This window comes from Streptomyces sp. NPDC050121 (assembly GCF_044460385.1).
Classification (GTDB): domain Bacteria; phylum Actinomycetota; class Actinomycetes; order Streptomycetales; family Streptomycetaceae; genus Streptomyces; species Streptomyces soliscabiei.
On record NZ_JBITJV010000006.1, the window covers coordinates 329,620 to 351,284 of the forward strand.

General features: G+C 73.6%; 17 protein-coding genes and 1 pseudogene. 11 read left to right on the plus strand and 7 right to left on the minus strand.

What is annotated here, in order from left to right; translation table 11 throughout:
* The first annotated feature begins 87 nt into the window (after positions 1-87).
* The 3 genes from ACIBTS_RS12650 (at position 88) to ACIBTS_RS12660 (ending at position 3,198) form a co-directional block, all read left to right on the plus strand.
* A complete protein-coding gene (locus tag ACIBTS_RS12650; RefSeq protein WP_319670552.1) occupies positions 88-1,242 on the plus strand; it encodes a histidine kinase in 1,155 nt (384 codons plus the stop codon).
* 14 nt (positions 1,243-1,256) lie between these two features.
* Entirely contained in the window at positions 1,257-1,919 is a 663-nt protein-coding gene (locus ACIBTS_RS12655) for a response regulator transcription factor (protein ID WP_319345436.1), read from the plus strand.
* 121 nt (positions 1,920-2,040) lie between these two features.
* The gene (locus tag ACIBTS_RS12660) at positions 2,041-3,198 is read left to right on the plus strand and encodes an ROK family transcriptional regulator (protein ID WP_399318846.1); all 1,158 of its coding nucleotides are present in this window, start codon (positions 2,041-2,043) and stop codon (positions 3,196-3,198) included.
* A gap of 129 nt (positions 3,199-3,327) precedes the next feature.
* Here ACIBTS_RS12660 and ACIBTS_RS12665 read toward each other — a convergent pair whose 3' ends face one another.
* A complete protein-coding gene (locus tag ACIBTS_RS12665) occupies positions 3,328-4,089 on the minus strand; it encodes a GntR family transcriptional regulator (protein WP_399318848.1) in 762 nt (253 codons plus the stop codon).
* 282 nt (positions 4,090-4,371) lie between these two features.
* Here ACIBTS_RS12665 and ACIBTS_RS12670 point away from each other — a divergent pair, with 282 nt between their 5' ends.
* Together ACIBTS_RS12670 and ACIBTS_RS12675 are read left to right on the plus strand one after the other, a co-directional pair.
* Complete coding sequence (locus ACIBTS_RS12670) at positions 4,372-5,025, plus strand: NAD(P)-binding domain-containing protein (RefSeq protein WP_319670530.1); 654 nt, start codon at positions 4,372-4,374, stop codon at positions 5,023-5,025.
* A 190-nt stretch (positions 5,026-5,215) separates the two neighbouring features.
* A complete protein-coding gene (locus ACIBTS_RS12675; protein WP_399318849.1) occupies positions 5,216-6,046 on the plus strand; it encodes an alpha/beta fold hydrolase in 831 nt (276 codons plus the stop codon).
* Between the two features lie 45 nt (positions 6,047-6,091).
* Here ACIBTS_RS12675 and ACIBTS_RS12680 read toward each other — a convergent pair.
* A pseudogene (locus ACIBTS_RS12680) lies at positions 6,092-6,985 on the minus strand (DMT family transporter); the annotation flags it as partial.
* Between ACIBTS_RS12680 and ACIBTS_RS12685 the strand changes: the two are divergent.
* The 3 genes from ACIBTS_RS12685 to ACIBTS_RS12695 all read left to right on the plus strand — a co-directional run bounded on the left by ACIBTS_RS12685 (position 6,976) and on the right by ACIBTS_RS12695 (position 11,758).
* Positions 6,976-8,418, plus strand: a complete 1,443-nt coding sequence (locus ACIBTS_RS12685) for a PLP-dependent aminotransferase family protein (protein WP_399318850.1) — start codon at positions 6,976-6,978, stop codon at positions 8,416-8,418. The pseudogene ACIBTS_RS12680 and the gene ACIBTS_RS12685 overlap by 10 nt on opposite strands.
* Before the next feature lie 120 nt (positions 8,419-8,538).
* Positions 8,539-10,125: an alkaline phosphatase D family protein gene (locus ACIBTS_RS12690; RefSeq protein ID WP_399318851.1), complete on the plus strand. Its 1,587-nt coding sequence runs from the start codon at positions 8,539-8,541 to the stop codon at positions 10,123-10,125.
* A gap of 262 nt (positions 10,126-10,387) precedes the next feature.
* Complete coding sequence (locus ACIBTS_RS12695; protein ID WP_399318895.1) at positions 10,388-11,758, plus strand: GNAT family N-acetyltransferase; 1,371 nt, start codon at positions 10,388-10,390, stop codon at positions 11,756-11,758.
* A gap of 51 nt (positions 11,759-11,809) precedes the next feature.
* Here ACIBTS_RS12695 and ACIBTS_RS12700 read toward each other — a convergent pair whose 3' ends face one another.
* Entirely contained in the window at positions 11,810-13,012 is a 1,203-nt protein-coding gene (locus tag ACIBTS_RS12700) for a trans-sulfuration enzyme family protein (RefSeq protein WP_399318853.1), read from the minus strand.
* Between the two features lie 60 nt (positions 13,013-13,072).
* On the opposite strand from ACIBTS_RS12700, the gene ACIBTS_RS12705 reads away from it, so the two are divergent.
* Positions 13,073-13,564: an Lrp/AsnC family transcriptional regulator gene (locus ACIBTS_RS12705; protein WP_079663707.1), complete on the plus strand. Its 492-nt coding sequence runs from the start codon at positions 13,073-13,075 to the stop codon at positions 13,562-13,564.
* Positions 13,565-13,597: 33 nt separating this feature from the next.
* Positions 13,598-15,313, plus strand: coding sequence for a DUF885 domain-containing protein (locus ACIBTS_RS12710; protein WP_399318855.1), 1,716 nt, complete (start codon positions 13,598-13,600; stop codon positions 15,311-15,313).
* Between the two features lie 134 nt (positions 15,314-15,447).
* On the opposite strand, the gene ACIBTS_RS12715 is transcribed toward ACIBTS_RS12710, so the two are convergent.
* Positions 15,448-15,927 (minus strand): rhodanese-like domain-containing protein, encoded by a 480-nt coding sequence (locus tag ACIBTS_RS12715; RefSeq protein WP_399318856.1) that lies wholly within the window; start codon positions 15,925-15,927, stop codon positions 15,448-15,450.
* A gap of 178 nt (positions 15,928-16,105) precedes the next feature.
* Here ACIBTS_RS12715 and ACIBTS_RS12720 point away from each other — a divergent pair, with 178 nt between their 5' ends.
* Positions 16,106-16,552: an Lrp/AsnC family transcriptional regulator gene (locus ACIBTS_RS12720; protein ID WP_399318857.1), complete on the plus strand. Its 447-nt coding sequence runs from the start codon at positions 16,106-16,108 to the stop codon at positions 16,550-16,552.
* On the opposite strand, the gene ACIBTS_RS12725 is transcribed toward ACIBTS_RS12720, so the two are convergent.
* From ACIBTS_RS12725 to ACIBTS_RS12735, 3 genes are all read right to left on the minus strand, one after another.
* Positions 16,546-19,536 (minus strand): AAA family ATPase, encoded by a 2,991-nt coding sequence (locus tag ACIBTS_RS12725; protein ID WP_399318859.1) that lies wholly within the window; start codon positions 19,534-19,536, stop codon positions 16,546-16,548. The two genes, ACIBTS_RS12720 and ACIBTS_RS12725, sit on opposite strands and share 7 nt — an antisense overlap.
* A complete protein-coding gene (locus ACIBTS_RS12730; RefSeq protein WP_399318860.1) occupies positions 19,533-20,696 on the minus strand; it encodes an exonuclease SbcCD subunit D in 1,164 nt (387 codons plus the stop codon). Before ACIBTS_RS12730 ends, ACIBTS_RS12725 begins: the two co-directional genes overlap by 4 nt.
* Positions 20,697-20,848: 152 nt before the next feature.
* Entirely contained in the window at positions 20,849-21,646 is a 798-nt protein-coding gene (locus ACIBTS_RS12735; protein WP_079663701.1) for a FadR/GntR family transcriptional regulator, read from the minus strand.
* Positions 21,647-21,665: the final 19 nt, after the last annotated feature.

Below are 21,665 nucleotides of genomic sequence, written 5' to 3' on the forward strand. Positions count from 1 at the left end.
CGGGTGGGGCGCCTCCCCCGTCCGGGGCGGGCTTCTCCCCCGCTCGGGGGAGGGCCGTTGTCGGTGGGGGCTGCCACGATGGTCGGCATGGGCCGCTTCCTGCGCCCGCTGCTGCGGGGGATCACGTACGCACGACTGCTGCATCTGTGGGTGCCGATGCTGGTCGTGAGCGTCTGGATGTACATCGACCCGTCGAGGCCGTGGGTTCCCGCGCTGGTGCTCGTTCCGCTCGGACTGGTCCCTGCCGTGCGCACCGGTGAGGGGGTCCAGGCCCGGCTGCTGCTCCTGCCCGGCGACCCTGGGCCCGACTTCTCGGTGGCGCCCTCGGCGACCTGGCGGGACCGGCTGCGGACGGTGCTGTGGCTGGAGGCGCGGATGGCCCTCGGCGCGGTGGCGCTGTTCGCGTGCGTGTGGCTGCCCGCCCTGGTCTACGACCTGGCCGTCGGCGCGGGCGGGCAGGTGTCGGACGATCTGCCTCTGCCCGGTGGCGTTGCGCCGGGCTGGTGGCTCGCGCTGCTCGTCCCCGTCCCCCTGCTCGCTCTGTACGGCGTCGTCGTCGGCCTGGGCGAGCTGATCACCGCGCTCGCGCGCGGGCTGCTCGGCCCGTCGGCGGCCGAGCGGCTCGCCGCCCTGGAGGAGCGCACCGAGCAGTTGCTGGAGCGCAACCGGATCGCCCGGGAGCTGCACGACTCCATCGGGCACGCGCTCACGGTCGCGGTCGTGCAGGCGGGCGCGGCGCGGGCCGCGGGCGACCCGGAGTTCACCGGCCGGGCGCTGGACGCGATCGAGGAGACCGGCCGGGCCGCCCTGGAGGACCTGGAGCGGGTGCTCGGCGTGCTGCGCGAGGCCGAGCGGCCGCTGAACAGCCGGCCGACGCTCGCCGACGCGGACCGGCTGCTGGAGTCCGCGCGGGTGTCCGGCGCGACGGTCGACGCCGAGGTGAGCGGCCCGCTGGAGGCGGTACCGGGACCGGTGTCCCGTGAGGGCTATCGCATCCTCCAGGAGGCGCTGACCAATGTGCTGCGGCACGCGGGAGGCGTTCCCGTGCGGGTCCGCGTGGGCGTTTCGGACGGTCTGCTGCGTCTGGAGGTGCGCAACCCGCTGACGGCCGGCATACCCGGCCCCGGGCGCGGCAGCGGGCTGCGCGGGATACGCGAGCGCGCGGCCCTGCTCGGGGGACGGGCCTCGACCGGTCCGGACGCGGGCGACTGGCAGGTACACGCAGAACTGCCCATGAAGTGATCTACGCTGGCCGGATGCCGGTGACCGTGCTCCTAGTCGACGACGAACCGCTGGTCCGCGCCGGTTTGCGGGCCGTGCTGGAGGCGCAGTCCGACATCGAGGTCGTCGGCGAGGCGGCGGACGGGGCGGCGGTGATCCCGCTGGTGCGGCAGCTGCGGCCGGACGTGGTCGCCATGGACGTACGCATGCCGCTGATGGACGGGATCGAGGCCACGCGCGCGGTGCTGCGGACGGTGGCCGAGCCGCCGAAGATCCTGGTCGTGACGACGTTCGAGAACGACGAGTACGTGTACGAGGCGCTGCGCGCGGGCGCGGACGGGTTTCTGCTGAAGCGCGCCCGACCCGCCGAGATCGTGCACGCGGTGCGCCTGGTCGCCGAGGGCGAGTCTCTGCTGTTCCCAGCGTCGGTGCGGCGGCTGGCCGCCGAGTACGGCGAAGGCGGGGGCAACCGCGCGGCCCGGGACACACTGGAGCGGGCCCGGTTGACCGAGCGGGAGGCCGAGGTGCTGCGGCTGATGGCGCGCGGCATGTCGAACGCGGAGATCGCCGCGCGGCTCGTCGTGGGCACGGAGACGGTCAAGTCCCATGTCAGCGCGGTACTGGCGAAACTCGGGGCGCGGGATCGGACGCAGGCGGTGATCACGGCGTACGAGTCGGGGTTCGTCGCGCCGGGGTGAGAGGGGTGCGTGACGTCGACGTGAGGGGGGTGTGACGTCATCGGTACCTGTTCGTCACTCGCCGGGATGCCTCCTGCCGAGTACGATCCGCCCACACGCGCACGAGCTGGGAGGACGGACGTTGGGGCAGCTGACCGGCGGGGATCCCTCGCTGTTGCGAAGGATCAATTCCGCGGTGGTGCTGCATGCGCTGCGTGCCACGGACTGCGCCACGCTCACGGAGGTCACCCGCGTGACCGGGCTGTCCCGGCCGACCGTCGAGGGGGTCGTCGAGGATCTCATCCAGGCGGGGCTCGTCGTCGAGCAGGCGGCTCAGGAGGGTGCCGCGCGACGGCAGGGGCGGCCCGCGCGGCGGTTCCGGTTCCGGGCGGAGGCCGGGCATCTGCTGGGTCTGGAGATCGGCTCGCATCGGGTGGCCGCGCTGCTGGCCGACCTGGACGGCCGGGTACTGGGCGCGCAGGCCAAGGACGTCGACGAGAGCGCTCCGGCGGACGAGCGGCTGGAACGGCTGCGGACGGCGGTCGCCGAGCTGCTGCGCCGGGCCGGCGTGCCGCGCGCCTCCCTGCGGGCGGTGGGGGTCGGCACGCCCGGGATCGTCGAGGCGGACGGGACCGTGCGGCTGGGCACGGCGTTGCCCGAGTGGACCGGACTGCGGCTGGGCGAGCGGCTGAGCCGTTCCTTCAAGTGTCCGGTGCTGGTGGAGAACGACGCCAACGCGGCGGCCGTGGCCGAGCACTGGAAGGGGTCGGCCACCGAGTCCGACGACGTCGTCTTCGTGCTGGCCGGGCTGAGTCCGGGCGCCGGCGCGCTGATCGGGGGTCGGCTGCACCGGGGGTACGGCGGGGCGGCCGGGGAGATCGGCGCGCTGCACCTGCTCGGGCGGGGGGAGACCCCGGAGACGCTCTTGTCGACGACGGACGAGCCGCTGCATCCGCTGGACGAGCAGGCGGTCGCGAAGGTGTTCGCGCAGGCGCGCCGGGGCGACCGGCAGGCGCGGGCGGCGGTGGACCGCTTCATCCAGCGGCTGGTGCACGACGTGGCCGCGCTGGTCCTGGCGCTCGACCCGGAGCTGGTCGTGGTCGGCGGCTGGGCTGCCGGTCTGGACGGTGTACTGGAGCCGCTGCGCCAGGAGTTGGCGCGCTACTGTCTGCGGCCGCCGAAGGTGACCCTGTCGTTGCTCGGCGAGGCGGCGGTGGCGACGGGGGCGCTGCGGCTCGCCCTCGACCATGTGGAGGAGCAGTTGTTCGCGGTGGAGGGGACGGTGACGGCGCGGCGCTGACCGGCCGTCACCGGTGAAACACGCCGCGCCCCGGAGGAGTTCCGGGGCGCGGGGGACGTGTCCTCGCACGGGCGGGGGCGCAGACCGTTCAGGGAGCCTGCCGCCTCCGACCCGAGGCGGACGCTGCGCTCAGGACGCCTGCTGCTCCGGGCCGTGGTGTATCTCCACGCCGCCGGACGCGCCGAACGTCAGGCGGCACGTGTCAGCGCGATACGTGGCCACGGAGAGCGCCGCGGTACGGCCCTGCGCGAAGAAGCGGGTGGTGACGACGAGGACGGGCGCGCCGGGGAGCCGGTCGAGCTCCTTGGCGTCGTCCGCGCGGGCCGAGCCCAGCTCCACCGCGCGGTCCTGGCCCTGCAGTTCCAGGTGCTGCAGTTCGCGCAGCACCGCACGCGCGTGTGCCGCCTCGGACGGGGCGTCGATCACGGCGAGGTCGGGCACCGACGTCCGGGGGACGTAGAGCAGTTCCGCGGCGACAGGCTGTCCGTGCGAGACCCGTGAGCGGCGCACGATGTGCACCGCCTGGTCGCGGGCGGTCTCCAGGGCGGTGGCGACGGCCGCGGGCGGAGCCGCGAGCGTGCAGTCCACGGCCTGCCAGGCGTCGTCGCCCGTGCCCGGCCAGACCTGCTGGTCGGTGCCGACGGCGACGCCCATGCGCGGCGGCGCGACGGTGGTGCCGACGCCACGACGGCGCTGCAGTCGGCCCTCCAGTTCGAGCTGTTCCAGCGCCTGACGGAGCGTCGCGCGGGCCACGCCGAAACGGGCGGCCAGCTCACGCTCGTTGGGCAGGATCTCCCCCACCGTGAATTCGGAGTCGAGTGCCTCGCTGAGCACGGTCTTGAGATGCCAGTACTTCGGTTCCGGTACCGATTCCAGTTGCGTGGTCCCCACCCTGTCCTCCGCAATCGCCGTGGTCCGGCGGCGTTTTTCGCGCCCTTGTTTATTAAAGGTTGTTGTACTTCTCTGCGACCATAGGGCGGCCCCCACCCTTGGTCAAGACCAATACTCGAACCCTCGGGGCGCCGACGGGCGACTGCCGGGAAAGCGTTTACGGGGCGGTCCTACAGGCACGTTCTCGTGACACTCCGGCAAAGTCCTCGTCGTCAAACACGGACCCCGGGGCGGTCGGGAATTACCGTGACGGAGGTCTGATCCGACGAACGGGAGGTCGCTGTGCGGTACGCGGTACTGGGTACGGGACAGGTCGGTCGCACGCTGGGCGGAAAACTGGTGGAGCTGGGGCACACGGTGGTCCTGGGTTCGCGCACGAAGGACAATCCGGCAGCCCTGGAGTGGGCTCGGGAGGCGGGCGACGGAGCGAGCGCCGGCACGTTCGCCGAGGCGGCCGCGGCTGCCGAGGTGGTCGTGAACGCGGTGGCGGGGCGGGCCTCGCTGGCCGCGCTGGAGGCGGCCGGGGCGTCCCACCTCGACGGGAAGGTCGTGGTGGACGTCTCCAACCCGCTGGCGTTCGACGACGGGGAGGCGCGGCTGTCGCCGGTGGAGTCGGACAGCGTGGGCGAGCAGATCCAGCGGGCGTTTCCGCACGCGCGCGTGGTGAAGACCCTCAACACCGTCAACTGCGAGGTGATGGTGGATCCCGCGCGCGTGCCGGGCGAGCACCAGATCTTCGTGTGCGGGGAGGACGCGGACGCCAAGGAACAGGTCACGGCGTTGCTCGGGGAGTTCGGCTGGCCTGCGGACCGGGTGCTCGACCTGGGCGGCATCCGGGCGGCGCGCAGCGTGGAGATGTGGTTGCCGCTGTGGCTGGACCTCATGCGCCGCTTCGGTCACGCGGACTTCAACCTGGAGCTGCGCAGGGCACGTTGAGCGAGAGGGAAAACCACCACGGGTCCACCGGGTCCACCAGGTCCACCGGGTCCGCCGGGACCGAGTTCACCCACACGGGGGCTACCCGCCAGTAGTAATTGCTGACAAGCTGTCTAAGGGCGTCGTTTCAGTCGGCGTCCAAGGCGTTGCGTCCAGGCGTCCGCAGGCCAGTCCAGACGAGGAGCTTCCCATGTCCGCCACCGTCTCCTTCACGGTCCCCTCTCCCAGTGGCCCGCTGCCCGTGACCGTCTCCTACGCGCGCGTGGGCGAAGGCGAACCGCTGCTCCTGCTGCACGGCATCGGTCACCACCGGCAGGCCTGGGACCCGGTGGTGGACATCCTGGCCGCCGAGCGCGACGTGATCGCCGTGGACCTGCCCGGCTTCGGCGTCTCCCCCGCCCTGCCCGACGGGCTCGCCTACGACCTGCCCACGACGGCCGCCGTGTTCGGCGCCTTCTGCGAGGAGCTGGAGCTGGACCGCCCCCACGTGGCCGGCAACTCCCTCGGCGGCCTGCTCGCCCTGGAACTCGGCCGGGAGAAGCTCGTACGGACGGTCACGGCACTGTCCCCGGCCGGGTTCTGGTCGGAGGCCGAACGGCGCTACGCCTTCGGCGTCCTGATGACGATGCGGCAGATCTCCCGCCGGCTGCCGCTGCCCCTCGTCGAGCGGTTGGCGAGCACGGCCGCCGGCCGTACCGCCCTCACCAGCACCATCTACGCCCGCCCGAGCCGCCGCTCACCCGAGGCCGTGGTCGCCGAGACGCTGGCCCTGGCCCGGGCCACCGGGTTCGACCAGACCCTGCGGGCCGGCACCACCGTCCGGTTCACCGACGACCTCCCCGGCATGCCGGTCACGGTCGGCTGGGGCACCCGCGACTGGCTGCTCGTACGCCGCCAGGGCCTGCGCGCCAAGCAGATCATCCCGGCCGCCCGCCTGGTCCGGCTGCCCGGCTGCGGCCACTGCCCGATGAACGACGACCCGGCGCTCGTCGCCCGCGTGATCCTCGACGGCAGCCGCTGACACCCTGGGGGCACGGCTCAACACCCCCGCTCCCAGGGCGACTCCGACCCCCACGAGGGCGCTGCCCACGGCCTGGACGGGGCCGTAGGAGCCCGTTCCGACGAGGGGGGCGGTGCAGGCCGCCGCGACCGGGATGAGGCCGGAGAAGAGCGTGGCGCGCTCGGCCCCGATCCGCTGCACGCCCATGTACCAGCACACGAAGCCGACGACGGTGACGACGGCCGCCTGCCACAGCAGCGCGGCGGCCTCCTCGCCGACCGGCCGCCGCAGCCACCCGCCGCCGTCGACGAGCAGCCCGATCGCGGCCGACTCGGCCGCGGCGAGCCCGCACACCGTCGCCGACAGCAGCCGCGGACCCAGCGGCCGCAGGACGGGCACGGCCAGGACCGCGAAGCCCACCTCCCCGGCCAGCGCGCAGACCGAGCATGCGATCCCCGCGCCGTCCGTCCGGCCCCACCCCTGCACCGTGAACGCGCCGACGGCGACCAGCGACGCCCCGTACAGCACCGGGCGCCGGGGCCGCCGTCCCTCCAGAAGCGGGACCAGGACCGCCACGACGACGGGCGCGCAGCCGACGAGGACGCCGGGGACGGCGGGTTCCGCGGAGCGCTCGGCGGCCAGCACGGCCAGGTTGAAGCCGACCATCCCGACGGCCGCGACCAGTGCGAGGCGTGCCCACTGACGGCCCGTGAGCGCACGCAGCCGGGCCCGGGCGCCGGCGCCGGCGAGGGGGATGAGCAGCAGGCAGGCGAGGCCGTAGCGCAAGGCCTGGCCGCCGGCGTACGGGTAGGCGCCGAGGACGCTGTTGGCGGTGAAGGACCCTCCGACGAGGACACAGGCGAACGCGGCGAGCAGGCTCCCGCGCATGATGGTGGCGTTCATGGAGGTGACGCTAGGAACGACGGCGGCCCGGTTTAAGGTCCACTTCCATGACGTCATCGGGGACCAATCCTGACGGCCCGTTCGGTTCGGCGGCCTGGGAAGTGCTGTTGCCGGCCGCTTCCGCCCCGCCGCGCGCGCGTGGGCGTGCGCTCCAGGCCGCGCTGCGGGACGCGGTGCGCTCGGGGCGGCTCGTCCAGGGCACCCGGCTGCCGTCCAGCCGGGACCTCGCCGCCGACCTCGGGGTGTCGCGCGGGCTGGTCACGGAGGCGTACGAGCAGTTGACGGCCGAGGGCTATCTGCGCAGCGGCCGGGGGGCCGGCACCTGGGTGGGCGGTGCCGTGCGGGCGGCCCGGCCACGCGCGCGTGACCACGCTCCACGCACCCCGGGCGCGCAGGTCGACTTCGTACCGGGGACGCCGGACCTGTCGCTGTTCCCGCGCGCCGCCTGGGCGGCCGCGCAGCGGCGGGTGCTCGCCGAGCTGCCCCACCACGAGCTCGGCTATCCCGACCCGCGCGGGCTGCCCCGACTGCGCGCCGCGCTCGCCGAACTCCTCGCCCGCCGCCGGGACGTGGTCGCCGACCCGGAGCGCCTCGTGGTGGTCTCGGGCGTGGCCCAGGCGACGGCGCTGCTCGGCCTGGCGCTGCACGCGCGCGGGCTGGACGCCATCGGCGTCGAGGACCCCGGAAGCCCCCAGCACGGTGCTCTGTACGCGGCGGCCGGCGTCACCGCCGTGCCTCTCCCGCTCGACGCCGAGGGGCCCGCCCCGGAGGCGCTGTGGTCGTCCGGCGTACGGGCCGTGGTGACGACGCCCGCGCACCAGTTCCCCACCGGGATCGCGTACTCCGCGCGGCGGCGCACCGAACTGCTCGACTGGGCGAGGAACGTGGACGGCTTCGTGCTGGAGGACGACTACGACGGCGACTTCCGCTACGACCGCGCTCCCGTGGGAGCGCTGCAGGGCCTCGACCCGGAGCGTGTGGCCTACACCGGGTCGGTCAGCAAGTCACTCGCGCCGGGACTGCGGCTGGGCTGGCTGCTCGTCCCCGAGACGCTGGCCGAGGAGGTCGTCGAACGCAAGCGCACCATGGACCTCGGTCATCCCGCCCTCGACCAGGCGCTGTTCGCCCGGTTCGTGGAGCGCGGCGACTACGACCGCCAGCTGCGCCGCTGCCAGCGGGTCTACCGGGAGCGCCGGGACGCCCTCGTGGGCGCGCTCCAGGAGCACTTCCCCGGGGCGCGGGTGTCCGGCATCGCGGCGGGGCTGCATGTCATCGCCGGGCTTCCGCGGCGGTACGGGCCGCAGGAGCGGTTTCTGGAACGGGTGGCCGCCGCCGGCGTCGAGGTGCGTGCGCTCAGCGCGTACGCACACGCGCGTGCCGCAGCAGAAGAGGGCGCTGCGGAGGTACGGCTCGTGCTCGGCTACGCGCAGCTGTCGCCCGCTCGTATCCGGGACGGGGTGCGGCTGATGTGGGAGGCCGCCGGGCAGTGATGTGGGTCGCATCCCCCGGGTGTGCGGTCAGTTGTTCACCTGCGGTTTCCGTGTGCGCTGCGGCGCACCAGTACTTGTGGCTGTGCACACCGGCCGGATCCCGTCCCTGGAGGCCCCTCCATGTCACCCAGTCCGTTTCCCGGGCGCCGCAGCGTCCTGCGCGGCTCGCTCGCCGCTTCCGCGGCCCTGACCCTGCCCGCCGCGCTCGGCGCCGCTCCCGCCTTCGCGCTGTCCGGGCGGCCCAAGGCGGGCTGGGGTGTGCAGACCGGGGACGTGACGTCCGACTCCGGGCTGGTGTGGGTGCGCTCCGACCGTCCGGCGCGGATGGTCGTCGAGACGGCGGCGACCGAGTCCTTCCGGGGCGCCCGCCGCTGGCACGGCCCGCTGCTCGGCGCCGGCACGGACTTCACCGGCACGACCCGGCTGCACGGACTGCCCGCCGGCGAGCAGATCCACTACCGTGTGCTGCTCGCCGACCCCGACGACCCGCGTCGCACCGGCGAGCCGGTGACCGGCACCTTCCGCACCGCGCCGCTCGGACGTCGTCACGGGGTGCGCTTCCTGTGGTCCGGTGACCTCGCCGGCCAGGGCTGGGGCATCAACCCCGACATCGGCGGCTACCGCATCTACGACGCGATGGCCAAGCTCAACCCCGACTTCTTCCTGTGCAGCGGCGACAACATCTACGCCGACGGACCGATCACGGCTGCGCAGGCGCTGCCCGACGGCAGCCTCTACCGGAACATCACCACCGAGGAGAAGTCGAAGGTCGCCGAGACCCTCGCCGAGTTCCGCGGCAACTTCCGCTACAACCTGCTGGACGAGAACCTGCGCCGGTTCAACGCCCAGGTGCCGTCCATCATCCAGTGGGACGACCACGAGGTCCGCAACAACTGGTACCCGGGCGAGGTGATCGCCGCCTCCGACGCCCGCTACACCGAGAAGAGCGTCGACGTGCTCGCGGGGCGGGCGCGGCGGGCGTTCAGCGAGTACTTCCCGATCTCGACGCTGCGTCCGGGCGCCAAGGAGGGCCGCGTCCACCGGGTCGTGCGGCACGGCCCGCTGCTCGACGTGTTCGTCCTGGACATGCGGACGTACCGCAACGCGAACTCGCCCGACGACCAGAGGGTGGACCCGCAGGGCATCCTCGGCGCCGAGCAACTGGAGTGGCTCAAGCGGGAGCTGTCGCGCTCGCGTGCGGTGTGGAAGGTCATCGCCGCCGACATGCCGCTGGGGCTGGTCGTGCCGGACGCCACCGAGGGCAGGGCGAACATCGAGGCCGTCGCGCAGGGCGACCCGGGCGCGCCGCTCGGCCGTGAGCTGCAGATCGCCGAGCTGCTGCGGTACATCAAGCACCGGCGGATCACCGGCACGGTGTGGCTGACGGCCGATGTGCACCACACCTCGGCGCAGCACTACCAGCCGTCGCGGGCCGCGTTCACCGACTTCGAGCCGTTCTGGGAGTTCGTCTCCGGGCCGCTGAACGCGGGCGCCTTCCCGGCCAGCGCGCTCGACAACACCTTCGGTCCGGAGCGGGTGTTCGTGAAGGCGCCGGCCGCCGCGAACGTCTCGCCGGCGGCCGGCTACCAGTTCTTCGGCGAGGTCGACATCGACGGCGACAGCGGCGAGTTGACGGTCCGGCTGCGTGAGCAGGACGGCACGGTGCTGTTCACGCAGGTGCTGCAGCCGGGACGGGTCGGGCAGTAGTCGGGCGTGCGGTCCGGCGTCCCGTAGTCTCGACACCACGTGCCGCGCATCGGCGTCATCCCCCGGTGCGCGGTGCGGTCGTGACAGCCGCGACGCACGGCATGCGACGCGCGATGCGATCGTAAAAGAATTAACAAAACGGGCATTAGGAACCTTTACCCGTCGGTCACAATGCGTTCGTGATCACGCAACACCGTTCCTCCACAGTGGCCGCATGACTCGAGACATGTCTGATGTGACGCGTGCCAAACGCGGACGCCCTGTGCACCACTGGCGGCGGGACGTGGTGGAACTCGCCGCGCTCTTCACGGCAGTCGCGGTGGCCGACGGTGTGGCGAACCTGGTGGGCCACGGCCCCGACGGCCCGGCGCTGCTGGCCGTCTCCGCCGCCCTGCTCGTCGCCACGGCCGGCTTCCACACATGGTGGGCACGCCGCCACGGTCACGCGCCGCCGACGGGCGATACCGATGCCCGGCCACACTCCGAGGAGCCGCAGGCCGGGCCGTCCGAGCTGCCCTCCGGGGTCGCCGAGGAGAGCGCCCTGTGGCGGATGCGGACGACCGTGAAGGACGCTCCGGGGTCGCTGGCGGCGTTGTGCGCAGCGCTCGCCGGCCACCGGGTGGACATCCTGAGCCTGCAGACCCACCCGCTGGGCGAGGACACGGTCGACGAGTTCCTGCTGCGCGCCCCGGGACCCCTCGCGGCGGCCGAGATCACCCGCGCCGTCGCGCGGGCGGGCGGCTCGAGCACCTGGATCGAACGGGCCGACGCCCACGATCTGGTGGACGCGCCGACCCGGATCCTGGGCCTGGCCACCCGCACCGCCCTGGACGCGGCCGAACTGCCGCTGGCTCTGCGGCAGTTGCTCGGCCGGTGCACGATCCGCTCGCTGCCCGCCACGGCCGGAACCCGCGGCCGGGGGTCGGAGGGCGTACCCGTGGAGGGTGTGCTGGAGGAGACCGTGATGCGGCTGCGGGCGCCGGAAGGCGGAGTGATCGCCGTGGAGCGGCCGTATCTGCCGTTCACCCCGACCGAGTTCGCACGCGCGCGTGCTCTGGTGGAGCTCGACGCCCGGCTCGGGCCGCGGGTCCCGCTCGGCCAGGACGTGCTGACGCTGCCCGAGGGCGACGACATCACCGTGCGCCGGGCCGACACCGGTGACGTGCAGGCGGCGAAGGCGATGCACGAGCGGTGCTCGGCCCGCACGCTCGGGATGCGCTACCACGGGCCCGTCGTCGACGCCGACCGCTACCTCAACCACCTGCTCAGTCCCCGCTTCGGCCAGACTCTGGCCGTGCAGACGCCGTCCGGCCGCGTCGTCGGCCTTGGCCACCTGCTGTGGGACGGCGACGAGACGGAGGTCGCGCTGCTGGTCGAGGACCAGTGGCAGCGCCGCGGCATCGGCGCCGAACTGCTCGGCCGGCTGGTGGCCATGGCCGTCGAGGCGGGCTGCGAGAGCGTGTACGCCGTGACGCAGGCCTCCAACACGGGCATGGTCGCCGCCATGCGCGGCCTCGGCCTGCCCCTCGACTACCAGATCGAGGAGGGGACGCTCGTGATCACCGCCCGCCTGGAGAAGAACGCGGCGCACGAGACGCCCCGCCGGCACGGAGAACGCGTCACACGCGACTGACCCCGGCGCATCACGTGTGAGGGGCCCGGCGGGGCGCCGCCGGGCCCTTCTTCATACGGTGACGGACGTCCCCGGCGCGCGCACCGGCCCCAGTGCCCCCGTCAGATCGGCCCACAGATCCTCCACGTCCTCCAGCCCGACCGACAGCCGCAGCAGCCGGTCGCTCACGCCCGCGCCCCGGCGCTCGTGCGCGTCCACGATGCGGTGGCTGATGGACGCCGGGTGCTGGATGAGCGTGTCGACGCTGCCGAGGCTCACGGCCGGGGTGATCAGCCGGACGCCCGCGATCACCTCGTGCGGGTCGCCGGACACCTCGAAGGCGATCATCGCGCCGCCGATGCGCGGATAGTGGACGCGGGCGACACGCGGGTCGGCGGCCAGTCGCCGGGCCAGTTCGGCGGCGGTCGCCGACGCGGCCCGCACCCGCACCGGAAGCGTCGACAAGCCGCGCAGCAGCAGATAGCCGGCCAGCGGATGCAGCACACCACCGGTGGCGAAACGTATCTGCCGTAGTTGTCCGGCGAACTCCTCGTCGCAGGCGACCACGCCGCCCAGGACGTCCCCGTGCCCGCCCAGGTACTTCGTGGCGCTGTGCAGGACGAGCCGCGCGCCCTGCTCGAGGGGACGTTGCAGCACGGGCGTGGCGAAGGTGTTGTCGGCGAGCAGCGGGACCGACCCGCAGGCGTGGGCCACGGCCCGCAGGTCGACCTCGGCGAGGGTCGGGTTGGCCGGCGACTCGACCATGACCAGGCCTGTGTCGGGGCGCAACGCGTCGGCGATGCCCGCCGGGTCGGTCCAGGTGACCTCGGAGCCGAGCAGTCCCGCGGTCAGCAGATGGTCGCTGCAGCCGTACAGGGGGCGGACGGCGACGACGTGCCGCAGGCCCGTCGCGGCGCGCGCGAGCAGGACCGCGCTCAGCGCCGCCATCCCGCTGGCGAAGGCGACGGCGCTCTCGGCGCCCTCCAGCCGGGCGAGAGCCGTCTCGAAGCGGGCGACCGTCGGGTTGCCCAGCCGGCCGTAGACGGGCGGGCCCTCCGGCTCCACGCCGGTCGCGGCGAACGCGTCGATACGGGCGGCCTCGGCGCGGCTGTCGTAGGACGGGTAGGTGGTGGACAGGTCGATGGGCGGGGCGTGCAGGCCCTGCCGGGCCAGGTCGTCCCGCCCGGCGTGCACGGCCTCGGTGGCCAGTGCGCGGGTCGCTCCAGACGTACGTACACCGTGGTACGCGTGCGTGCTCGCAGCGGTTGAGTCCATGGACCGCAGGGTGAACATCGAACGGGTCGCATACGTCGAGCACCGTGCTACGTTCGATATATGGCCGAATCAGTCGTACTGGACCCGGTCGATCTGCATCTGCTGCGGCTGTTGCAGAACGACGCCCGGGCCACCTACCGCGACCTCGCGGCGCAGGTCGGCGTCGCGCCGTCGACGTGCCTGGACCGGGTGACGCGGCTGCGCCGCTCCGGCGTGATCCTCGGGCATCAGCTGCGGCTGGATCCGGCCAAGCTGGGCCGCGGTCTGCAGGCGCTGCTGTCCGTGCAGGTCAGGCCGCACCGGCGGGAGCTGGTGGGGCCCTTCGTGGAGCGGATCCGGGCGCTGCCGGAGGCGCTGACCGTCTTTCACCTCACCGGGCCCGACGACTATCTCGTCCATGTCGCCGTTGCGGACATGGCGGATCTGCAGCGGCTCGTCCTCGACGAGTTCACGGCACGGCGGGAGGTCGCCCGGGTCGAGACGCGGCTGATTTTCCAGCAGTGGGAGTGCGGACCGCTGCTGCCGCCGACGGGTTCGGGACAAACGCCGTGACGTGCGACGCCGCCGCGTACGAGGATGGGGCGCATGTCACAGACCAACAGCCCGCTGCCCCGCGAGGTCGCCGACGCCTACGTCGACGACCTCATCGCCCTCGACCCGGTGACCGGTACCTATCTCGGTGTGAAGGACAGTTCGAGTCGGCTGCCCGACCTCTCGCCCGCCGGCCAGGAGGCGATCGCGCGGCTCGCGCGCGACACCCTGGCCAAGCTCGACGAGGCGGAGCGGAGGCCCGGCGCGGACAGTGACATCGAGCGCCGGTGCGCGCGCCTGCTGCGCGAGCGGCTGACCGCGGAACTCGGTGTGCACGAGGCCGACGAGGGCCTGCGTTCCATCGGCAACATGGGCACGCCCGCGCACCATGTGCGCGAGGTGTTCACCGTGACGCCCACGCAGACCGAGGAGGACTGGACGGCGATCGCCGAGCGGCTGCGCGCGGTCCCGGCCGCCCTCGCGGGCTACCGGGAGTCCCTGACGCTCGGGCTGGAGCGCAAGCTGTACGCGGCGCCGCGGCCGACGGCCACGTTCGTCGAACAGCTCACCCAGTGGTCGGACACGGACGGCGCGGGTCGCGGCTGGTTCGAGGACTTCGTGGCCACCGGCGCCGAGGCGCTGTCCGCCGCGCTGCCCGAGGCGCTGTGCGCCGAACTGGACGAGGCGGCCCGTGCGGCGACCGCGGCGGTCGTACAGCTGCGGGACTGGGTGCGCGACGTGTACGCGCCGACGGCCGAGGGCGCGCCGAACACCGTAGGCCGGGAGCGGTACGCCCGCTGGTCGCGCTACTACAACGGCACCGACCTCGACCTCGACGAGGCGTACGCGTACGGCTGGGCGGAGTACCACCGGCTGCTCGCCGAGATGAAGCAGGAAGCCGAGCGGATCCTGCCGGGCGCGGACACCCCCTGGGTGGCGCTGGCCCGCCTCGACGAGCACGGCAAGCACATCGAGGGCGTCGACGAGGTCCGCGACTGGCTGCAGGGCCTGATGGACCAGGCGATCGACGCGCTCGACGGCACCCACTTCGAACTCGCCGAGCGGGTGCGCAGGGTGGAGTCGCGGATCGCCCCGCCCGGCAGCGCGGCCGCCCCCTACTACACGCCCCCGTCGGAGGACTTCTCGCGTCCGGGCCGTACCTGGCTGCCGACGATGGGCCAGACCCGCTTCCCGGTGTACGACCTCGTCTCCACCTGGTACCACGAGGGCGTCCCCGGCCATCACCTCCAGCTCGCGCAGTGGACGCACATCGCCGCGAACCTCTCCCGCTACCAGGCGTCCATCGGCATGGTCAGCGCCAACGCCGAGGGCTGGGCGCTGTACGCGGAGCGGCTGATGGACGAGCTCGGCTTCCTCACCGACGCGGAGCAGCGGCTCGGCTACCTGGACGCGCAGATGATGCGGGCGGTGCGGGTCATCGTCGACATCGGCATGCACCTGGAGCTGGAGATCCCGGCGGACTCGCCGTTCCACCCGGGTGAGCGCTGGACTCCGGAGCTGGCGCAGGAGTTCTTCGGCGCGCACAGCAGCCGCCCGGCGGACTTCGTCGAGAGCGAGCTGACCCGCTATCTGACCATCCCCGGCCAGGCGATCGGCTACAAACTCGGCGAACGGGCCTGGCTGCTGGGCCGGGAGAAGGCCCGGCAGCGCCACGGTGACGCCTTCGACCTCAAGTCCTGGCACATGGCGGCCCTTTCGCAGGGTTCGCTGGGTCTGGACGACCTGGTGGACGAGCTGGCGCGGCTCTGAGCCTCGGGGGGGGGCGGAGCCGGGCCGGCGGGCTGCGGAATTTCGCTGTCCTCCGGCCCGCCTGCCTGCCCCACCCTCGTTCCACCCGGGTCCGTCGACGGAGGTCGTGCGGGACCGACCGGGCGACTCGGCCGTCAGCAGCCGCAGTTCTCCGCGTCCACGGGAGCCGTGAGCGGGTCGGTGTCGCGCCGCTCCCGGCCCTCCCAGGTCTCGAACTCGAAGCCCTCACGCGCCCAGTACTCGAAGCCGCCGAGCATCTCCTTGACCTGGTAGCCGAGTTCGGCGAGCGCCAGGGCGGCGCGGGTGGCGCCGTTGCAGCCGGGGCCCCAGCAGTACGTCACGACCGGCACGCCGGCGTCGAGGAGCTGTTCGGCCTGCTCGGGGATGAGCGCGGTGGGCAGGTGGACGGCGCCCGGAAGGTGCCCCTGGTCCCAGGACTCGGTGGAACGGCAGTCCAGGACGACGAAGCCGGGGTCGCCGTCGGCGGCGAGGGCCGCGGCCACGTCGGAGACGTCCGCGTGGAAGGCCAGGCTCGCCCGGAAGTAGGCGGCGGCCTCGGCCGGCGCGGCGGGAGCGACCCGCAGGACGGGGTTGACGGCGGTCGTGACGGTCATGGCGGGGCCTTCCGTAGCGGTTCCGACCGGATTTTCGATGACCGGAAATCCGATGACCGGAAATCCGGTGTCCCGAAATCCGGTGTCCCGAAATCTACGACCGGTGATCATCTCCTTGAAGGGGCGTTCCCCGGCGTCGGCCTTGCCTTGCCGGGGATTCCCCTGCAGCCTTCGGGCCATGACCGCGTATTCCCCGGACGCCACCGACTGGCGCATCCTCGAGGTCCTCCAGCGCGAGGGCCGGGCCAGCTTCGCCGACCTGGCACGGGCCGTGGCGATGTCGGCGAGCGCCGTCACCGAGCGGGTGCGGCGGTTGGAGGAGGCGGGCGTCATCCAGGGGTACGCAGCCGTCGTGGACCCCGAGCGGCTGGGGCTGCCGATCCTGGCGTTCGTACGGCTGCGCTACCCCCACGGCAACTACAAGCCGTTCCACGACCTGGTGGCCGTCACGCCCGAGATCCTGGAGGCGCACCATGTGACGGGCGACGACTGCTTCGTGATCAAGGTCGCCACGCGTTCGATGCGGCACCTGGAGGAGGTGTCGGGCAGGATCGGCGCGCTGGGGTCGGTCACGACCAGCGTCGTCTACTCCTCACCGCTCCCCCGGCGCCCGGTCGGTCACTGACCCCGCTGCCGCACCGCCGACCCCGATCTCCCCTTGACGACCTCCAGCTGGGCGTGGATCCGCCGCCGCAGGTCGGCGACATGGCTGACGATGCCGACGCTGCGATCGCGCTCGCGCAGGGAGTCGAGGACGTCGAGGACCTCGTCGAGGGTCTGGTCGTCGAGACTGCCGAAGCCCTCGTCGATGAAGAGGGTGTCCAGGCGGACCCCGCCCGCCTCGTCGGTGACGACGTCCGCGAGGCCGAGGGCGAGGGCGAGTGAGGCGAAGAAGGTCTCGCCGCCCGACAGCGTGGCCGTGTCCCGCTCGCGCCCGGTCCAGGCGTCGACGACATGCAGACCGAGCCCGCTGCGCCCGCGTCCGGCCCGGTCGTCGGAGTGGACGAGGGTGTAGCGCCCGGAGGACATCCGCCGCAGTCGTACGGTCGCGGCGGCGGCCACCTGTTCGAGGCGGGCCGCCAGGACGTACGCCTCCAGGCGCATCTTGCGCTCGTTGTCCGCGGAGGTGCCCGCGGTGAGACCGGCCAGGCGGGCCACCCGGTCGTACTCCTCGCGCAGCGGGGCGAGCCGCCGCACGCCGTCGGCCGCGCGCGCGGAGAGCTGGTCCAGCTCGGTGCAGCGGCGGGCGGCGGCGTCCTGGGCGGAGGCTGCCGCCCGCAGGCGTTCGGCCGCGTCGGCCGCCGACCGCTCCGCGGCGGCGAGGTCCGCGGGCGGCTGCTGCGCGGCGGCCGCCGTTTCGGGTTCGGCGAGGACGGCCCGTACGGCGGCCTCCTCGGACTGCCAGGCGTCCAGCCGCCGTTGCAGCTCGCGGTGGGCGGTGTCGTCGAGGAGAGCGTCGGCGGCGGCCTGCGGGGTGTCGAAACCGGCCCGGAAGGCGGCCTCGTCGAGGCGGCCGTCGGCGGCCTTGAGGCGCTCGGCGCTCTCCTCGGCGACGCGGGCGGTGTCGGCCGCTTCGGTGAGCCGGGCCGTCTGCCGCTCCAGTTCCGCGGCCCGCGCCGCGACGCTCTCCGCCGCGCCCCGCGCCTGCGTCAACTCCTCCTCCAGCGCCGCCCGTTCACGCTCCAGGCGGTCGCGATGGCCCACCCGGGACGCCGCCCGCACCGCGGCCTCGCGCTGCGCCGCCGTACGGCGTTCGTGTTCCTGCTCGGCCTGGCGAAGCTCCTCGCGCGCGGGATGCAGCGCGGAGGCCTCCCGCCGGGCCAGGGCGTAGGCCTGCTCCACCTCCTGGACGTCAAGGGCGAGCCGGTCCGTCGGGGTGTCGCCCGCCTCGGCGGTGGCGGCGGCAAGGGCCTCCCGGACGAGGCCGAGTCTCTGCTCGTCCTCGGTGTGGCGCTCCTCGGCTCGCTGGTATGCGGCGAGTGCCTGCTCCTCGGCCTCGCGGTCGACGTGCCCGGCGACCTTGCGGGCGGGCGCCGGGTGTTCGGTGGCACCGCAGACGGCGCAGGGTTCGCCGGCGGTGAGGGTGGCGGCCAGCTCGGCGGCGATGCCGTTGAGGCGCTGTTCCTTGAGGTCGAGCCAGTGCGCGCGGGCCGTCTGTGCCTGCTCGCCGGAGGTGAGGGCCGTGCGCCTGGCCGCCTCCAGGTCATGGGCCAGTTCGTCGCGCAGTCGGGCCGCCTTCAGGCGCCGCTGCGCGGGCTCGCGTCGGCCGTCGAGCTGTTCGGCGCGGGTGGCGGCCTCCTGGGCGGACTCGATGCGGGCCTGGAGACCCGCACGGACGGCGCCCCAGCCCGCGAGCCAGGCCTCGGTCTCCGCCAGGACTTCCTCGTCGCCCCGCTCCCGCCGGTCCAGGTCGGCGCGCTCGGCGACGAGGTCGGCCAGCCGCCGCTCGCCCCGGCGGGCCGACTCCAGCCCGCCCAACTCCTCGGCGGCCCGCCGGGCTGCGGCGGCGAGGCCGGCGGCTCCGGCGTCCGCGTACCCTTGCGCAAGCAGGGCACGCGCGCGTGCCGCACGTGCCGACGCCGTCGTGTGCTCGGCGTCGGCGGCCTCGCGCAGCTCCAGTGCCGGCGCCACCGCCTCCGCCTTCCGGGCCCGCTCCATCCGCGCCTGCGCCTCCCGGTGGGCGTCGGCCCGCTCCTGGAGCAGCGCGGCCCGCTCCCGCGCCTCGGTGAACCGCCGCTGCAGCCGGGCCCGTTCCCGCGCCTCCTCCAGGGTGCGCTCGGCGGCTGCCTGCGCGGACTCGGCGGCCAGGCGGCCGCAGTGGGCGGTCGTCAACAGCTCGCGGGAGGTGCTGCGGGCGACGGCGGCCGCGGCGAGCACCGCCCCGGCCAGCCCCGGCTCGCCCGGGTCGAGCTCGGGCAGCTCCATGGCGTCCCCGGCTACCTGCTGCATCCGGTGCGCGTCGGCGAGCAGCGCGGAGTCGCCCTCACGCACGCGTGCCTCGGTGGTACGACGACGCTCGGCGAGCCGCTTCTCGACCTCGGCGAACCGCCGGGTGTCGAAGAGGCGGCTGAGCAGCCTGCCGCGGGCCTCGGCGTCGGCGCGCAGGAAGCGCGCGAAATCACCCTGGGGCAACAGCACGACCTGGCAGAACTGCTCGCGGCTCATGCCAAGCAGCTGAGTGATCTCCTCGCCGATCTCCTGGTGGGAGCGGCTGAGATCCTTCCAGGCCCCGGCCACGGGGTCGTACTCGCGCAGCCGGCTCTGGGCCTTCTCGACCGTGGTGCCGCTGCCGCGTTTCTTGGCGCGTTCATGCGGCGGCTGCCGGGTGACCTCCAACCGGCGGCCCGCGACGGTGAGTTCGAGGGTGACCTCGGTGCGGGTGGCGGGCGCGGCGTGGTCGCTGCGCAGGGTCAGGCCCTGGCCGCTCTGCCGGGCGCCCGGTACGGAGCCGTACAGCGCGTAGCAGACGGCGTCCAGGACCGAGGTCTTGCCGGCGCCCGTCGGGCCGTGCAGCAGGAACAGCCCGGCGGCGGACAGCTCGTCGAAGTCGACGGTCTGGGGGTCGCCGAACGGGCCGAAGGCGGTGAGGTCGAGCCGGTGCAGCCTCACCGCGCCACCTCCCGTACGGCGTCGTCCGCGCGGACCGCGTCGAAGGCGTCCCGCAACACGCCCTGCTCGTGGGCGTCGGGGCCCGCTCCGCGCACATGGGCCACGAAGTCCTCGGCGATCTCCTGGTCACTGCGGTCGGCGAGGCGGCGGGCGTAGGAGACGTCCGGGTCGTCGGGTGCGCGCTCGGGGGCGAAGACGAGGCTGAGGGTGTGCGGGAAGCGCTCGGTGAGCCGGGCCATGGGGTCGGCCGGGCGGACGGCGTCGGTGAGCGTCGCCTCGATCCACGCGTCCTCGTGGCGGGCGAGCGCGGGATCGGCGAGCAGCGCCTCCAGGGGGCCGCGGAGACGGGCCAGCGCGCGCGGCACCGGGCAGTCGATCCGCTCGGCGCCGACCTCCCCGCCGGCGCCGAGGTCGACGAGCCACATGGTCTTGCGGTGCGCGCTCTCCGAGAAGGAGTACGGCAGCGGGGAGCCGGAGTAGCGGACCCGCTCGGTGATGGTCTGGGAGCCGTGCAGGTGCCCGAGTGCCGTGTAGTCGACGCCGTCGAAGACCCCGGCGGGCACGGAGGCGACCCCGCCGACGGTGATGTCCCGCTCGCTGTCGCTTGGCTCGCCGCCGGTGACGAAGGCGTGGGCGAGGACGACGGAACGCGTCCCCCGCGCGCGGGCGGCGAGGTCGGCGCGGACGCGGTCCATGGCGGCGGCGAGCACGCTCTCGTGGCCGGCCTTGTCCACGCCGAACTCGTCTTTCACCAGGGCGGGTTCGAGATAGGGCAGGCCGTAGAAGGCGACGTCGCCGAAGGCGTCGTGAAGGACGACCGGTGTGCCGGCCGCCGTGGGGTCCGTCCGCAGGTGGATGCCCGCGCGGCCGATGAGGCCCGCGCCGACGCCGAGACGGCGGGCCGAGTCGTGGTTGCCGGAGATCATCACCGTGGGCACGCCGAGGTCGGCGAGCCGGTGCAGACAGTCGTCGAAGAGCTCCACGGCGGCGAGCGGAGGCACCGCGCGGTCGTACACGTCTCCCGACACGAGCACCGCGTCGACCTCGCGTTCGCGCACGGTGGTGACGAGGTGACGGATGAACTCGGCCTGGGCGCCGAGCATGTTCACCCGGTGGAACGCCCGGCCCAGATGCCAGTCGGAAGTGTGCAGAATCCTCATGACGCCACCCCGACCTGCACGTTTACCCCCACTGCGCCTCTCACCAGCACGACCAGCCCGAGGCTCGCCGTCAAAACACCCGCCACGCTAACGCATGTCACCCGCTGCCCTGCCCCGCGCCCGCGCCCGCGGCGTGATCCGAACGACAGCCCCTAACCGAACAGCCGCCGCTGGATCTCTCGCCGGTAGTCCTCGAGCGTCCTGTCGAGATGCGCCGCCGTGGCCTGGGCCGCCTCGTCCGGAAGGCCGTCCCGGATGGCCCGGTAGATCGCCTCATGCTCCTCGACCGCCGCCTCGGTGCCCTCGCCCAGCTTGTCGTGGATCCCGATCGCGCTCGACTGTCGCTGCAGTCGTCGCGCGTCCCGCACGGCGCTGACGAGGAAGGTGTTGTGCGAGGCGACGGCGACGCCCATGTGGAAGTCCTCGTCCGCCTGGTTGAACTCGTCGACCTGACCGTGGACGAACCCGTGCCGACACTGCTGCATGGCCACCTCGATGGTCCGCAGCTCGGCAGGCGTGGCCCGGGTGGCGGCCAGACTGCTCGCGGCCGTCTCCTGGACCCTGCGGAACTCGAACAGCATGAGCACGTGATCGAGGTCGACGGGGCGGAAGAAGCCGCCCCAGCGGCTGGTGAGGAGCATGCCCTCGTCGTCCGCGACGAACAGTCCGCGCCCCTTGTGCGCCCGGACCCGGCCGAGCGCCGAAAGGATCTTCACGGCCTCCCGCACCACCGCCCTGCTGGTGTTCAGCCTCTGCGCCAGATCGTTCTCCGTGGGCAGCCGATCACCTGCCGACAGACGGGCCTCGGCGATGAACTCGAGAATCCGCTCCGCCACGACCTCGTAGCCGGGCCGGTAGTCACGCCGCTCGTCCGCGCCGCTCACCGCTGCCGTGACAACCGCGGGCGCCTGCGTCGGCAAGGCCGCCTGGGCCGCGGGCGTGTCGTTCATCTGTCCTGCCTCCTGGCTG

Excerpts from the sequence above, each read along its gene's own strand:
- ACIBTS_RS12675 (WP_399318849.1), top strand. The coding sequence starts at position 5,216 with ATGTCCGCCACCGTCTCCTTCACGGTCCCCTCTCCCAGTGGCCCGCTG.
- ACIBTS_RS12730 (WP_399318860.1), bottom strand. The coding sequence starts at position 20,696 with ATGAGGATTCTGCACACTTCCGACTGGCATCTGGGCCGGGCGTTCCAC.
- ACIBTS_RS12715 (WP_399318856.1), bottom strand. The coding sequence starts at position 15,927 with ATGACCGTCACGACCGCCGTCAACCCCGTCCTGCGGGTCGCTCCCGCC.
- ACIBTS_RS12700 (WP_399318853.1), bottom strand. The coding sequence starts at position 13,012 with ATGGACTCAACCGCTGCGAGCACGCACGCGTACCACGGTGTACGTACG.
- ACIBTS_RS12650 (WP_319670552.1), top strand. The coding sequence starts at position 88 with ATGGGCCGCTTCCTGCGCCCGCTGCTGCGGGGGATCACGTACGCACGA.
- ACIBTS_RS12705 (WP_079663707.1), top strand. The coding sequence starts at position 13,073 with ATGGCCGAATCAGTCGTACTGGACCCGGTCGATCTGCATCTGCTGCGG.
- ACIBTS_RS12685 (WP_399318850.1), top strand. The coding sequence starts at position 6,976 with ATGACGTCATCGGGGACCAATCCTGACGGCCCGTTCGGTTCGGCGGCC.
- ACIBTS_RS12655 (WP_319345436.1), top strand. The coding sequence starts at position 1,257 with ATGCCGGTGACCGTGCTCCTAGTCGACGACGAACCGCTGGTCCGCGCC.
- ACIBTS_RS12720 (WP_399318857.1), top strand. The coding sequence starts at position 16,106 with ATGACCGCGTATTCCCCGGACGCCACCGACTGGCGCATCCTCGAGGTC.
- ACIBTS_RS12710 (WP_399318855.1), top strand. The coding sequence starts at position 13,598 with ATGTCACAGACCAACAGCCCGCTGCCCCGCGAGGTCGCCGACGCCTAC.
- ACIBTS_RS12735 (WP_079663701.1), bottom strand. The coding sequence starts at position 21,646 with ATGAACGACACGCCCGCGGCCCAGGCGGCCTTGCCGACGCAGGCGCCC.
- ACIBTS_RS12690 (WP_399318851.1), top strand. The coding sequence starts at position 8,539 with ATGTCACCCAGTCCGTTTCCCGGGCGCCGCAGCGTCCTGCGCGGCTCG.